Below are 15,210 nucleotides of genomic sequence, written 5' to 3'. Positions count from 1 at the left end.
GAACCACAGAGGCGCAGAGAACACAGAGAGAAAATAAGAGATTTTACACCTAAAAATTGGCGTTTAAGCCCACACGGAAAGTAAATCCAGGGCTATATATGCGATTAACTCGCTCATATTGCTCACCCAGTAGATTTTCTAAGTAAACTGTCAATCCTAAATTGCTAGTTAAAGGTACACGACCGCTCAAATCTAAATTCACGAAAGATGGAGCAAAATCTGTAGCCTTGTCAGTAGAGTTAGCGAAGATGGATCTACGAGCGCCACTATTGTAGGTAACATACAAGTTAGCTTGCCACCCCGCATTTTCATAACCTACACCGCTTTGAAGTACAGAGTAAGGAATCAAGCCTAACTGCAAACCCCTCTCTGTACCTGTTTTTATTTGAGCATCTGTATAAGTGTAGTTAAGAAAAGTTGACCAGCCTGAAGCAATTCTTAATTGCAATGCTGCCTCTAAACCATTGGTATCCACTAGTCCAATGTTTTCCCATTTGCCGCCGATGACTCCCAAGCGATCGCCTATACTACTACCAAAGTAAGTAAACTGTCCAATTAGATTTTCTGAAAAATTGACATCTACTCCTGCACTCCAAGTAGAGCCAGTTTCCGGGTTTAAATCAGGATTAGGTCTCCAACCATGAACCGTATCATAAACATACAACTGATCTAACCCAGGATTACGTTGTGCCCCTGCCCAACTTCCACGCACTGCTATTATTGGTGTGACAGCATAACGTAACCCAAAACTAGGGTTGAGATAATTTCCAAACTGGCTATCGAAGGTTTGCCTTAGTCCTAAATCTATCAGAAAATCATCGCTAATATTCCAAGTATTGACAGCAAATAAAGCTGTATTGAACAAACTCCTATCTTCCTTTTCGTTTTCGGCAATCCTAGTAGGATCTGTACTCAAAACATCACCGATTAAATCGGTATTTTTCAAATCTAATCCCCAACGCAATTTATTATTAGAAGTAATTTTCCACTCATGATCTACCCTGGCTGTAAGTTGTTGTGTATCTAAAGACCCTCTACGATAAAATGATGCTCCTGTAGGGCCATAAGTGCTGAAATAATCTCGGTTATAACCAATTGAAGTTGTAAGATTAGAGCTTTCGCCATTACCTAGCCGAGTTTTCCAAGATAAGCCAATGTTTAAACCATCGTGGTCTAATCTATCTCTTTGCAGAGGGAAACCGAAATAAATTAAACCGCGACGGCTGCTGAGTGCAGTAACATCTAGATTCAAAGAATTTTTCTGATCTAAATCTACTCCAATGCTACCAAAGTAAGTACTTGTCGCTGTGTCTGCATTGAATAAAAATCCTTTTTCATCACGATTAGCAGCACCAACAGGAACGGGATAACGGTTATCTATAAAGAATCTTTCAAAGCTAAAGTTATACTTGACCTTATCGGCTGAACCAGCATAGGTCACTTGTTGATTATTTAAGCTCAATGAGCCAAATTCTGCACTACCACTCAATTTAGGTTTGCCATAACCTTCTTTGGTGATGATATTTACAACTCCCCCAAAAGCTGAAGAACCAAATAAAGCGGAGGCTGTACCGCTATATAATTCCACTCGTTCAATTGCCTCTACAGGAATACTATTTAAATCAGTTCCACCATGATAAGTGTTGACATTATTGTTAATTGGTCTGCCATTAATCAAAAATACAGATTGATTAATTGAAGCTCCCCGATAGTATGTACCTGTGTGAATATCTGCACCATGACCTACATCATTGATGGCAAAACCAGGCATTCGTTTCAAAATATCGGCTAAACTTGCAGCACCCTGCTTTTTAATTTCTTCTTGATCAATTACGTAAGTTGGAGTAGATTGAGGTAGGTTATCTGGTTCTGCGATCGCTTCTATAGTAATGTCTGAATCATCTGTAGAATCTGGTGTTTCTCCCTGAGTTTCTTCTGGATTAACTTCAATCGGTACAGATTCTTGAGTTAATAATTCGGCATTCGTAGCAGGTAGCTCAACTTCACTCAAACTCGGAATATTTAAAATGACTTCGGTCAATTTATTAGTATTTCTCTGCTCAATTTCCCTCTCAGCAGCATAACTAGGAAAAGCTATCAGTAAACTCGGTAAAGCAACTGTTAGCAACAAAAAATCTTTTTTCACGTTCTCTTTCACACCAAGTAAAAACAGCTACTACGTAGCATTGTTGCTGTAATAGTAAAATCGTGTCAAAAGACACGCTGTCATATTTCCCCAGTTCAGATGAGAGTGTTGGTCAATTCACTACGTGTTAAACACCAGCAGCATTTGAAGAAAGCAGAAGGCGGGAGAGAATTTGACCGTGGATGAATTGGAGCCATCTAAACCTCGGCAAGGAAGGGTACGGTACTTCCTGCCTTACCGGGATGGTTGGGGGAAAAGGGAATTGCGGAGATAATTAAGGGGGTATTGAACCTTCTTAATTACTAGGACTTTCCGCCCTTCTCTCCCGAAACCGGGAATGTCATCAACAAAAAACCAAAAAGTGTGAAAAATGTCAAGTAGTAGGGCAATTGATTCAAACTAAGCAATGTTTAACGATTGCTACAATGTTTACTATGTCTGCTTTCTGGACTAGAGTAAATTATTGCACAGATGCTACTCGAATGCCTTTAACAGAAAATTTCTGCCTAAATTTTTATTAAACGGTAAAGTCTCGTAAAGAAGTAGTTGAAGAGGTATCTGTGAGGTTTTTTAACTGTTTAGTTAAATTTTTCCGTAATTGCTGCATAGCAAGGTGATTTATTAAATATGAGACAAATTAATCTGGAGGTTTTTATATGGCAGGTACTCAAGTTTTGACAGCAGCGATAGTTGTTATGGGTTACCTTAATCAGATGTATATTAATGAAAGTAATATTCTACAGTTACATATAAAAGAAATTCATAAAGAAATCGATATTTTTAATCAAGAAATATTGAATCTGATACAACAAAAATCTACAGAGATTAAAGATATTAGACAAGGTAAATCTATCAATAAGAGCCATAATTTTAATTTAGATGTTTATCAATACCTAAACATAGATGATTTTGCACAAGAAACAGAAAATCTTGTTTTAAAACTAACTGAAAATTCACGGAAGATTAAAAAACAATCTACGGATTCAGAAGAGCTATTATCTTATTTAAAAGCTATTGAAAAATATTTTCAGCTATTTAAAGAAGAGGCATTTAAAAAAAGCCAGAATAATCAACCAGTGAGGAAAACAATGTTAACAATATTATTTAGTTTGAATAAACAAGGACTTACAGAACAAGAGCAATCTGAAGCCATACAAACTATAAACGTATTGAATAGCTTTAAGAATACCGTACAGAAGCATTATATAGATATAAAGATTAAGTATATAGATTTAGATAACGATTTGTCAAAGCATTGGACATCAAGAACATCAAAAAAAATATTTTATAAAATCAAAAAAAATCCGCTTCAAATGACTGCTTTATTACTAGGAGCAACAACTGTATTGACTGGTTCTACTATATTTACTATTAAGAATTATTCTAATATGGAATTATATATTAAATATATTAATTTACCTAAAAAAGAGTTTTTATATTCCCCTGTTGGAACATGGGATGATATAAATAAAGAAATAATTAGTAGTAAAGAGTTAGCTCAACTTAAATTAAATCCTGCAACCTATGATCCGAGAACAGCCGTTTCTAGGCTAATCAGAGGTGAGATTGATTTTGTTCAATCAATAAGTCCTCCAACCTCGGAACAAAACAAAGAAGCTAGGGAAATAGGAATAAAACTCAAAGCAGTGTCTGTGGGTTATTATTTAATTGCTATAGCTGTTAATCAAGAACTAAAACTTCAAACTATAACATTTCCTGAACTCAAGAAAATTTATAAAGGTGAAATAAATAATTGGAAAGAACTCGGTGGACAAGACTTAGAAATCACACCATATAAATTAAGAGACAAGCATCCAAATACTATATTTTTTAAGGATTCTGTTTTGAGCGGAAGGGATTTTAGCGAAGGGGTAGTTACCGTAGATACAAACACGGAAGCGCTTAAAAGATTAAAACAAAAAGACCTTGGTGGCATTTATTTTGGTAGTGCATCTGAAATAGTTGATCAATGCTTAATAAATACATTATCACTTAGCTATACAAAGCAAGAAAAGCCTGTTTCTTCATATCAACAAAATGGTACATACAATCATGAATGCTCAAGAAACACAAGAAAACAATCTATAGATGGAATTCGTAATAACTATGCTTTTAAAAGACAAATATTTGTAATCTATAGAGAAGATGAGAAAAATAATAGCATAGGAGATTTCTATACTAGTTGGCTTCTTTCAGAGAAAGGTCAAAAACTCATAAAAAATGCAAATTTTATTCCTATTAAGTAAAACATTGAGTGCCCATAATTGATAATAGGAGCCGAGCGGCGCTCGGCTCCTTCCTCTACCTCTTACAGGATTATCATTTTTAGTAAAATGCTTTATCTTAGCATCGAGTGATCAGTGGTGATCTAGAGTTTTCTTTTTTAGGCTAAAGTTGCAATTAGCGCTGAGAATTGTCACCTAAAAAGCCTTATCCTGTGGGAAGCTGACGCAACAGTTAGGGTCTTAAACCCTTACTTTTTAGCGTTAGCGCATCCTGCCGTAGGTATCGTTAAAGCAGATCGCCTGCCTAGCATGTCGCAAACAGGAAAATTTTCCTTCAGTCTGTTGCCCTCTGCATTAGTTTTTCCAACTAAAGGAATAGAGATTGATATTACTCTTGATAGAGAAAATAACATTATTTATTAGGTTAGATTATAATGTTAGTGATTTTAATTGAATTATTAGTAACTCTAAATTGTAACTAATTATTCAAGATAAAATCGAAGTTAAGTATTTACCGAAAACCTAATTATTTAAAATTGACTTATGTATGTAGCTTTATGGCCGGGGAATGTATATCCTTTAGGTGCAACTTGGGATGGTAAAGGAACAAACTTTGCTTTATTTTCGGAAAATGCAACAGGGGTAGAACTTTGTTTATTTGATAACGATGACGAAGAAATTCGTATACCTTTGACAGAAAAAAACAATTTTGTTTGGCACGGTTACTTACCAGGAGTTGGCCCAGGTCAAAAGTATGGGTTTAGAGTGCATGGGACGTGGGCACCGGAGGCAGGTCATCGATTTAATCCAAACAAACTATTAATTGACCCCTACACCAAAGCAATTGATGGTGAGTTTAGTAATGATCCATCTGTCTTTGGCTACTCTCTAGACGCTGAGGGAAAAGACTTAGTTTTTTCTGAACTAGATGATGCCAAAATAATGCCTAAGTGTGTTGTGGTTGATCAATCTTTTGATTGGGAAGGGGATAAACTGCTTTCTACACCTTGGCATACAACTGTTATTTATGAAACTCACGTCAAAGGTTTTACTAAATTACATCCAGCTATTCCAGAAGAGTTGCGGGGAACTTATGCTGGGTTAGCGCATCCGGCTGCAATTCAACACTTACTGCAATTAGGAATTACAGCAGTTGAGTTGATGCCAGTACATCATTTTCTATCTCATCCGGGACATTTAGAAGATAAAGAATTAAAGAATTACTGGGGTTACGATTCCATCAATTATTTTGCCCCCTATTCTAGTTACAGTGCTAGTGGAACTGTGGGACAACAAGTTACTGAATTCAAGCAAATGGTCAAGGCACTACATTTTGCTGGAATTGAAGTGATCTTAGATGTAGTTTATAACCACACAGGCGAAGGAAATCATTTCGGGCCAACGCTATCTTTGCGAGGTATTGATAATTCTGTATATTACCGTTTGGTAAAGGATGATCCTCGCTACTACATGGACTTTACAGGCTGCGGTAACTCTCTAAATGTGCGTCATGCTCAAGTTTTGAAGTTAATCATGGATAGCCTGCGCTATTGGGTAACAGAAATGCATGTAGATGGCTTCCGATTTGATTTAGCCTCGGCATTAGCAAGGGAATTATATGAAGTAGATAACCTATCAGCTTTCTTTGATATTATTCATCAAGACCCAATCTTAGCAGATGTGAAACTAATTGCTGAACCTTGGGACTTAGGAGAAGGCGGCTATCAAGTCGGGAACTTTCCACTGCGTTGGTCTGAGTGGAATGGTAGATATCGGGATACAGTTAGAGATTTTTGGCGCGGTGTCGATGATAGTTTAGGACAATTTGCTTACTGTTTTACGGGTAGCCCTGACTTGTATCAAACAAACGGGCGCAACCCAAATGCAAGTATTAATTTTATAACTGCTCATGATGGTTTTACGTTAAATGATTTGGTCAGTTACAACGAAAAGCATAACGAGGCAAACGGGGAAGATAGTAGAGATGGTGAAAGCCATAATAGATCCTGGAATTGTGGTGTAGAAGGTGAAACCGACGATCCAGAAGTAATACGTTTGCGCCAACGGCAGCGACGAAACTTTTTAGCAACCCTAATGCTATCTCAAGGTGTCCCAATGTTATTAGAGGGAGATGAAATTGGCTGTAGTCAACAGGGAAATAATAATGTCTACTGCCAAGACAATGAGATTTCCTGGCGACATTGGGACTTGCATAAAGCGAACGCGGATTTACTAGACTTTACCCGTGAACTAATTTCTTTTCGCCATCAGCATCCAGTATTCCGACGGCGTAAGTGGTTTCAAGGTCGCTCCATCCACGGTTTAGGCATTAATGATATTGCTTGGTTTAATGCTGATGGTAGCAAAATGACTGAAAAGCAGTGGCTAGTTAGTTATGCCAAAGTAATGGAGATTTTTTTGAATGGGCAGGGAATTGCTACTCCAGGCGATCGCGGTGAGCGGATTATCGATGAAAGTTTTCTGCTATTTTTTAATGCTCACTATGAGTTAATTGAGTTTGCTTTACCTGATGAATTTAAAGAAAAAGTATGGGAGATAGTAATTGACACTAATGAGTCTCGCTTCTTAGATCGGGGAAAATTAGTTTCAGGCTCTCAAACTGTGCCAGTCACAGATCGCTCTCTAATGGTGTTACGCCTTATTAGTTAAGTCAATGGGCGTAAACAAATAAATATAATATGTTCTGTCATTGCGAGTGAAACGAAGCAATCGCAAAGTCTCTGGGATTGCTTCGTTTCACTCGCAATGAAATGTTATATTTAACAAACTTTGGGGGTTTAAGTCCCCAGCAAGACAGGCAGCCCGTTTTGTGACGGGGATTTAGACCCCGACACAAAATTGCGAATTGCGAATTGCGAATTGCGAATTGTTTTAATCATGTCTACTTACTTAACTTGTATGACTAGAAAACGCTATGACAATTTTTAGCCGTAACTCTAATTAGAAAACGCAGAGCCTCATTTACTGCTTTTCCCAGCCTCGCTTTACCTTGTTTTTGCATGGCTGGTAGTGATTTTTTGCTCATGAGTATGCTTATTTATTTAGAAAGTATGTCTTTAATTACCAGCCAGATGCGTTTAAACTTTTGTACCAAACCCATAGGATTGTTAGTTGTTTCTTCATCCACCGAATCAACTAGAGATTGAATCCGATCAGCTTTTTCTTCGTTATAAAGGTAGAGCGTCTTTTTATGATTTCTTTGCTCATCACTACAGAAGAGATAATTTTGATTTACACGCTCTTTTAGCTCATTAGCCTCAATTTGGTAAGTTTGAATCTTTTGCTGAACATGAATCAGTTGCAATGCAGCTTCTTTTGCACGTTGTTCTGCTTCATAGCGTTGAGATGCAGCTTCCTCATTATGTTTCGCAAGTTTTTGCACCTCCTCAAGATTGGCGCGAACAGTCATTAATGAAAAGTTAAGCTCATGATAAAATGCTGGTTCTTTCTGCCGTGAGCAAGGATTATTAATAGCGTTGTCATAATTAAAATCTTTGCGATCGCCTCTCCTCATTGTCATAATTTAAGTTCCTATATGAGTATTTGTTATACTTAAGTATAAATATTGAGTTTAGCCGAAGTGAACTCATTGAAGTGTGATCTCGGTTCTACTGGTAATATGATCTCAATCTGGGTTGAGATATTTTTTAGTCTGCTTCAAACGCTCAAATTCCTATATGTGCGATCTCAAAGGGCAAGAAATATTGCACTTTATAAGCAAACTAGCCTTTAAAAGGCGAAGGGGAATAAGCCTCAAAGCTTCTTCTGTTGTAGTAATTACGAATTACGTTAGCATTGGGAAAACTCGAAGCTTCGCAAACACAATAGAATGATTCAAACCTTACGCAAACTAGTTACATTCGATGAATTCGTTGCTAAATATCCTGACAACACGGGTAAACGTTATGAATTGCATGATGGAGTAATTGTAGAGATGCCGCAACCTACAGGCGAACATGAAGAAATTATTGTATTTTTAGTCCAAAAATTTATTTTAGAATATAGCCGCATCAGTCTACGATACGGCATCCCGAAAACAGTACTAGTAAAACCACTCGAAAGTGAATCGGCTTATTCACCAGATGTACTGATATTAAATCTCCCTAATTTGGTAAACGAACCTCTGTGGAAAAAAGAATCTACTGTCAGTCAAGCGGAATCAATACCCTTAGTAGTTGAGGTAGTGAGTAGTAATTGGCGTGATGATTATTTAAAAAAAGCTGCTGACTATGAAGCTGTAGGCATTCCAGAATACTGGATTGTAGACTATGCGGCTTTAGGCGGTAGGCGATTTATTGGCAATCCCAAACAAGCAACTGTCTCGCTTTACACTTTAATTGAGGGAGAATACCAAGTTAGCCAGTTTCAAGGTAGTGATCGCATTATCTCACCAACTTTCCCCGAATTAAATCTAACCGCCGAACAGATTTTTCAAGCCGGTGTATACTCTATATAGCTTTGACAGTTATAGACGATATTTGTAATCGCAACTTCTTCAGTAAATTAAAACTTTTTTCGTCGGCAAATCTCTTTCCTTGGCTCTCATTTTGCAAAGATTCTTAATCGAAAATCAGTATATCAGCATCCTATTTGATAATTTCAACAGATATAAAATTAGCGGGACAAAAAGCCCCGCTAATTGTTAATTTTTGAAACTAGATTTTAGTCTACTTCCAGTCCTTATCTGCTTGTGAAAGCACATAAGCAGTTACATCTTCAATTTGGTTAGCTTTTAAACGACTTCCAAAAGCAGGCATAGCATTTTTACCTTTTGTAACTTGGGCGATAATCGCCTCCTCTGAGTACATACCATACTTTTCTAAAGCGTCCTTCTTCAGGTTTTTCGCAGCTTGAACCAGATTTTTACCTCCTGCGTGACAAGAGGCACAATTAGCACTAAATACTTTAGCTCCACTAACAGCATCTGCTGCCAATGCGGGACTACTGAAGGCAAAGGTGAAGATTGCTATGCCTAACAGCATGATTGTAATCATTTTTTTCATTTCGTGTTCTCTCTGCAATAACAATAACAGCTTATTCAGTGCAATATCCTCCATAATTGTGAGTTGACTTGTTGCCATAGTCAAATGACAAGCTGTCAAACTTTGCTTTTTTAAATAAAGTTTTTGGATTTTGAATTTTTGGGGTTTTAAATTTAGTGTTGTTACTCAGCAGCAATATCTGAGAAAATGCTTCTCTACAAAATATTAAGCCTAGATTGCTTATTTGCATAAATATGCATTTACGCTGATGATGAAAATATAAATTTATGTAAATTTGAATATTTTATAAAGAATTTTAGAAAAAATAAATAATCAAAATTTAAGGATGAAATATTAAAGAATGAAATTGTCCTGTTTCGTTCTTTATACTTCATCCTTTGTTTTTATTTAACAGTTCCTAATTGAATAAGCGCATCTTCTGTAACGCGACAAATTCGCCAATCATCTAATATTGATGCTCCCATACTACGGTAAAATTCTTGGGCTGACTCGTTCCAATCCAAGACACTCCACTCTAACCGCCCACAATCACGTTCTACAGCTATCTGAGCTAATCTAGTCAGGATAGCTTTACCAATACCTTGCCTGCGATATTCTGGTAAAACAAATAAATCTTCTAGATAAATTCCTGGCTTAGTCAGAAATGTTGAATAATTATGAAAAAATAGGGCAAAACCAACAGCTTGACCTTCAGATTCTGCTAAGATTGCTTCTACATACCTCCGTGAACCAAATAAATGCTCCTTAAGTGCTAGAGCATTACCTGCGATCGCGTGAGATAATTTTTCATACTCTGCAAGCCCCTCGATTAATTTAAACAGTACGCTGTAATCGGCTGGTTCAGCAAAACGCACAATCAAATTGCTACCCGAAGTCATTAGTCTATAGTCCATAGTTTATAGTCCATAGTCTATAGGTAACTGGGCAATTTTTTTTGAGAATGACTAAACTAAAGCCGAAACAAAGTACAAAACGTCCAGCTTTTGCAAATTGCAAAGCTAATTAAATCAACGAATTATACCAATTTTGGATTTCAGATCGCACTTGGATGCGCTAAAAGCACAATTTGGATTTTGGATTAAAAGCCTTTGCTCAAGACTGTTCCATAAATCTCAAACAATACTAATTATCCTAATTTGGTATTATCAGTGATTGTGGGGTTAACTTTTTAGATTAACCAACCTTTTAAACGTTTAGCTATGTGAGGACGACGCAATTTCCGCATGGCTTTGCTTTGAATTTGACGAACTCGCTCACGAGAAAGATTGAACATATTGCCAACTTCCTCTAAGGTACAGGGTTCGCTGGTTGTCAAACCATAGCGTAGAGAAATCACATCTTTCTCTCTTGGAGTTAACACGTCACCCAAGACTTCCCAAATCTCCTGACGCATCATGTTTTCATTCATTTTTGCTTCTGGAGACAAGTTGTCTTCATCTTCTAGCAAATCCATCAATTCTGTGTCTTCTTCTTTACCGACACGGTGATTGAGAGAAAGTGCTTGCCGCCGTAATTGTTGCAGCTGACGTAGTTGTTGCACACTAATTTCCAAAGTTTCTGCCATTTCACCTTCGGTAGGATTGCGACAGAGTTTTTGTTTGAGTTCCCGTTGGGCTTTTTTCAGCTTGTTAAGCTTTTCAACAATATGAATAGGTAGCCGAATTGTCCGCGCATCGTTGGCTATAGCTCTGGTAATGGCTTGTCTAATCCACCAATAAGCGTAAGTAGAAAACTTATATCCTTTATCGGGATCAAACTTTTCGGAAGCGCGATTTAAACCCATTGCTCCTTCCTGAATTAAATCCAGAAAAGGCACTCCCCGATTCAGATAGCGCTTGGCAATAGATACTACCAATCTCAGGTTCGAGCGAATCATTTTGCGTTTCGCTACTCTGCCTTGATACAAGCGACTTTCTAGTTGCTTTTCTGTCATTTCTAGCTCAGAAGCGACTTCTAGTTTACTGGGTTCCTGTCCCAGTTTTAACTCTAAAGCAGCTTGTATTTCTCTGACTTCTTCTACAAACCTGACTCGCCGCGCTAACTCTACTTCTTCATCAGCTTTGAGCAACGGATAACGTGCCATTTCCTTAAAAAATGCGCCGACAGCATCATCATGTTCGGTTTTGTTATATCCTGAAGGACGAGCCGCCGCCATGTGATCTCCATCACGTTCGTCTGATTCCAGGTTTTCTACTACAATTGGAGCTTCTTCTTCTGCTACTGCATTTAGAATATCGAGTGATGGTTCTTCAATATCAGCAGCATTCTCCAGTATTTCCATTTTTCCGAATTCAACAATATTCATAGCTTCCTTTAGGGATTGTTGCTTTGTTTGGTAAATAATTTAGTTGCACCTACTCGTTTGAGGCTTGGTAGTTTTCCCTAATGGATGATGCACTGGTTTATATAGCGAAATACAGGCTGAGACTAATTTATCTACATAAAAAATTGGCATCTACCTAGGATATATGGGTTGCGATTAGATACAACCTATAATGAAACTGGTTTTAGCACCTAACAAAACTTTATTCTCAGACTCCCAACAGATATATTCTTCATTTTTTTCTGAATTATCAAATATGTCAAATCCCCCTCAACCTTTCTCAACCTTAACAAATATAAAAATCTCAGCTAATCATCGCTTTTTCTTAAACTTTCATATATTTTTCTAAATATTTATAATCTCTTAGGTGTTAGAAATCACTAATTAAAACTAAAACTTGCTACTGCGGTTATGCATTTCTAATTTAAAATTATCGACATAATACAAATTACAAGAATAGCAGCTTAATTTCAGGATGTTCTTATTTGTATAAAAGCATCTCATATACCGAAAGGGTTGAATATCTACCGATAGGCGGAAAAAGGCTACTCCCTATTTAGTAGATAGAGTAACTGTTACAGCAAGAGCTGACATCCTTTTATTTGTATAGTGGCTACCAAATATTTATTGCATTTATAGTTGATACGAATTTGTCTAGTAGATTACATAAGAGGAAAATTATCAAGTATTATGAAGGATAACAGTATTGAGAAATACCATTTAAGTCTAAAGAAGCAAAAAATTAGAGTTTAGTTAGCTAGGCTCATATTGACCAGCTTGGTGAGGGAAATATCTAATTATAAAGTCAGAAACTATGTATATTAATGACGTAAATTTATCTCCTTTAGTGGTAGCCCAAGCTAGTGAATCATACCATTTAGGTACAAATCTTAATCGGTGGGTTGAAGTACTGGTAGACTGTCCAGGAAGTACAGGACTATTTACTTATCGGTTGCCAGCCCAGTTAGAAATAAAACCAGGGGATATTTTAAGCGTGCCATTTGGGGCACAACAATTAGGAGCGATCGCTATTCGGTTACTGGCACAACCAAATCTCGATTTACCACCAGAAAAAATCCGGGAAGTAGAAGATATAGTCAGCGTTGGGTTTTTTCCTAGTGCTTATTGGGAATTACTCAATCGAGTTGCTGCATATTACTATACGCCCCTGATTCAAGTAATCCGGGTTGCGCTGCCACCAGGGTTGTTGGGGCGATCGCAGCGTCGTATTCGCCTTGTTAGAGGTGGAGGGGCAGGGGGAAATAGTTATTTGTTGGCATCTCCTGATCCTTCCGCTTTTTTGACTCCAACTGCGCGGCAAGTTTGGGAACTTTTGCAAGGGCAGGCGGCGGGGGATTACAGTTTTATCTATCTCCAACAAAAAGTTAAATCTGCTTATCGGGGAATTCGAGAGTTATTGCGATTTGGTTTAGTAGAAAGCTATTTAGAACCGCCACGACTAACTCGGCCAAAGCTACAAAAAGCAGTTACCCTCACAGGTACAATTGATGACAACTTAACTACTCGCCAACGAGAGATTTTAGAAGTGCTGCGACGACATAATGGGGAGTTGTGGCAAACTGAATTGTTGCAAATTTGCAATGCTAGTTCTTCTATCCTGAAAACGTTGGCACAAAAGGGTTACATCGTTGTTGAAGAAAGGGAAGTATTGCGAACAGAACAAGGGCCAGCTTTAGTAGGTGATGGTGCTAAATCTTTAACTACTGCTCAAGCTAGCGCCTTAGAAACAATCCAGACACTAGATGGATTTGCTCAAGTTTTATTGCATGGGGTGACAGGTTCAGGAAAAACCGAAGTATATTTGCAAGCGATCGCACCCCTCCTTAATCAAGGCAAATCCGCCCTAGTTTTAGTCCCAGAAATTGGACTCACACCTCAGCTAACCGATCGTTTTCGCGCCCGTTTTGGCAATAAAGTCAGCGTTTATCACAGCGCCCTCTCCGATGGTGAACGTTACGACACTTGGCGGCTTATGCTCACGGGAGAACCCCAAGTTGTAATTGGTACTCGCAGCGCCGTTTTCGCCCCTTGCCAAACTTGGGTTTAATTATTTTAGATGAAGAGCACGATAGCAGCTTTAAACAAGATTCACCCATACCCACCTACCACGCCCGCACCGTTGCCCAGTGGCGAGCAGAATTAGAAAATTGCCCCTTGGTGTTGGGTTCGGCTACACCTTCGTTAGAAAGTTTGGTAAGTGTGAGGGAGTCGGGGAGAGAAGGGGCAGGGGGCGTATTATTTAAGTTTGCCTGAGCGTGTCAACTCCCGCCCTTTACCGCCCGTGGAAATAGTCGATATGCGGCAAGAGTTGCAGCACGGAAATCGTTCTATATTTAGTAGATCGCTGCAAGCAGCTTTACAAGAGTTGCGAGAAAGAAAACAACAGGGAATTTTATTTATTCATCGCCGGGGACACAGTACTTTTGTATCTTGCCGTAGTTGTGGATATGTGCTGGAATGTCCGCACTGTGACGTATCGCTGGCGTATCACCACACCGAAGAAAAAGCACCGGAATTATTGCGGTGTCATTATTGTAATTATGCGCGATCGCACCCCAAATTCTGCCCTGATTGTAGTTCCCCTTACCTGAAATTTTTTGGTAGCGGTACTCAACGAGTCACACAGGAACTAGCGCGACAGTTTCCAGAATTGCGCTTGATTCGTTTTGATAGTGATACCACCCGCAACAAAGGCTCACACCGGACTCTACTCACCCAGTTTGCCAATGGTGAAGCAGATTTATTAGTCGGTACGCAAATGCTCACCAAAGGTTTAGATTTACCACAAGTGACACTTGTGGGCGTTGTCGCTGCCGATGGATTGCTAAATTTATCAGATTATCGCGCCAGTGAACGGGCATTTCAAACCTTGACTCAAGTCGCTGGACGTGCTGGTAGAGGCGACGATCCAGGTAGGGTGATTGTGCAGACTTATACTACAGAGCATGCAGTAATTGCCGCAGTGCGATCGCACGATTATCAGTCTTTTTCTCAAGCCGAGTTAGAACAACGCCAAGCACTCAATTATCCCCCTTATGGGCGGTTAATTTTATTGCGTTTAAGTAGTCTCGACCCCATTCAAGTGCAAAATACGGCGCAAATTATTGCTACAGCCTTGAGTACAGAAGAAGAATTTGAGATATTGGGCCCAGCACCAGCGAGTATTTTACGGGTAGCCAATCGTTATCGCTGGCAGATATTGATTAAATTTGCCCCCGACGCATTGCCACAATTGCCAGATTGGGAAGAAGTGCGATCGCTTTGTCCTTCGTCTGTAAGCTTGACTATTGATGTAGACCCTATCAACATTATGTAACGCCTAGTGGTCTATCGCATTAATTTTGCGGGTTAAGAAAACGAACCGCATTCGCGTAGCGTCTCGCAGAGAAGGACGCAAAGAGCGCTAAGGAAAAAGGAAAGAAGAGAATTTTAAAACTGATTCACCTATTAAAATTAATGGGACAGACGACT

General features: G+C 38.5%; 8 protein-coding genes and 1 pseudogene. 4 read left to right on the top strand and 5 right to left on the bottom strand.

Going from position 1 to position 15,210, the window contains the following annotated elements:
* Window positions 1–49: 49 nt before the first annotated feature.
* Window positions 50–2,146, bottom strand: a complete 2,097-nt coding sequence (locus tag ANSO36C_RS29290; protein WP_251957618.1) for a TonB-dependent receptor plug domain-containing protein — start codon at window positions 2,144–2,146, stop codon at window positions 50–52.
* Window positions 2,147–2,802: 656 nt separating this feature from the next.
* Here ANSO36C_RS29290 and ANSO36C_RS29285 point away from each other — a divergent pair.
* Together ANSO36C_RS29285 and glgX are read left to right on the top strand one after the other, a co-directional pair.
* On the top strand, window positions 2,803–4,392 hold the full coding sequence (locus ANSO36C_RS29285) for a PstS family phosphate ABC transporter substrate-binding protein (protein WP_251957617.1): 1,590 nt from the start codon (window positions 2,803–2,805) through the stop codon (window positions 4,390–4,392).
* A gap of 522 nt (window positions 4,393–4,914) precedes the next feature.
* Window positions 4,915–7,041, top strand: coding sequence for a glycogen debranching protein GlgX (glgX, locus tag ANSO36C_RS29280; RefSeq protein ID WP_251957616.1), 2,127 nt, complete (start codon window positions 4,915–4,917; stop codon window positions 7,039–7,041).
* A gap of 388 nt (window positions 7,042–7,429) precedes the next feature.
* On the opposite strand, the gene ANSO36C_RS29275 is transcribed toward glgX, so the two are convergent.
* Window positions 7,430–7,912, bottom strand: coding sequence for a hypothetical protein (locus ANSO36C_RS29275; RefSeq protein WP_251957615.1), 483 nt, complete (start codon window positions 7,910–7,912; stop codon window positions 7,430–7,432).
* A 309-nt stretch (window positions 7,913–8,221) separates the two neighbouring features.
* On the opposite strand from ANSO36C_RS29275, the gene ANSO36C_RS29270 reads away from it, so the two are divergent.
* Window positions 8,222–8,848, top strand: coding sequence for a Uma2 family endonuclease (locus ANSO36C_RS29270; RefSeq protein WP_251957614.1), 627 nt, complete (start codon window positions 8,222–8,224; stop codon window positions 8,846–8,848).
* 211 nt (window positions 8,849–9,059) lie between these two features.
* On the opposite strand, the gene petJ is transcribed toward ANSO36C_RS29270, so the two are convergent.
* From petJ to ANSO36C_RS29255, 3 genes are all read right to left on the bottom strand, one after another.
* Window positions 9,060–9,395 (bottom strand): cytochrome c6 PetJ, encoded by a 336-nt coding sequence (gene petJ, locus ANSO36C_RS29265; RefSeq protein ID WP_251960473.1) that lies wholly within the window; start codon window positions 9,393–9,395, stop codon window positions 9,060–9,062.
* A 383-nt stretch (window positions 9,396–9,778) separates the two neighbouring features.
* A complete protein-coding gene (locus tag ANSO36C_RS29260) occupies window positions 9,779–10,273 on the bottom strand; it encodes a GNAT family N-acetyltransferase (protein ID WP_251960472.1) in 495 nt (164 codons plus the stop codon).
* 290 nt (window positions 10,274–10,563) lie between these two features.
* On the bottom strand, window positions 10,564–11,736 hold the full coding sequence (locus tag ANSO36C_RS29255; RefSeq protein WP_251960471.1) for an RpoD/SigA family RNA polymerase sigma factor: 1,173 nt from the start codon (window positions 11,734–11,736) through the stop codon (window positions 10,564–10,566).
* A 796-nt stretch (window positions 11,737–12,532) separates the two neighbouring features.
* On the opposite strand from ANSO36C_RS29255, the pseudogene priA reads away from it, so the two are divergent.
* Window positions 12,533–15,055: pseudogene (gene priA, locus ANSO36C_RS29250) on the top strand (primosomal protein N').
* Window positions 15,056–15,210: the final 155 nt, after the last annotated feature.

This window comes from Nostoc cf. commune SO-36 (assembly GCF_023734775.1).
GTDB classification, from domain to species: Bacteria; Cyanobacteriota; Cyanobacteriia; order Cyanobacteriales; family Nostocaceae; genus Nostoc; species Nostoc commune_A.
This window is presented reverse-complemented; position numbering and strand designations above follow the sequence as displayed.

Excerpts from the sequence above, each read along its gene's own strand:
- ANSO36C_RS29285 (WP_251957617.1), top strand. The coding sequence starts at position 2,803 with ATGGCAGGTACTCAAGTTTTGACAGCAGCGATAGTTGTTATGGGTTAC.
- glgX (WP_251957616.1), top strand. The coding sequence starts at position 4,915 with ATGTATGTAGCTTTATGGCCGGGGAATGTATATCCTTTAGGTGCAACT.
- ANSO36C_RS29275 (WP_251957615.1), bottom strand. The coding sequence starts at position 7,912 with ATGACAATGAGGAGAGGCGATCGCAAAGATTTTAATTATGACAACGCT.
- ANSO36C_RS29270 (WP_251957614.1), top strand. The coding sequence starts at position 8,222 with ATGATTCAAACCTTACGCAAACTAGTTACATTCGATGAATTCGTTGCT.
- petJ (WP_251960473.1), bottom strand. The coding sequence starts at position 9,395 with ATGAAAAAAATGATTACAATCATGCTGTTAGGCATAGCAATCTTCACC.
- ANSO36C_RS29260 (WP_251960472.1), bottom strand. The coding sequence starts at position 10,273 with ATGACTTCGGGTAGCAATTTGATTGTGCGTTTTGCTGAACCAGCCGAT.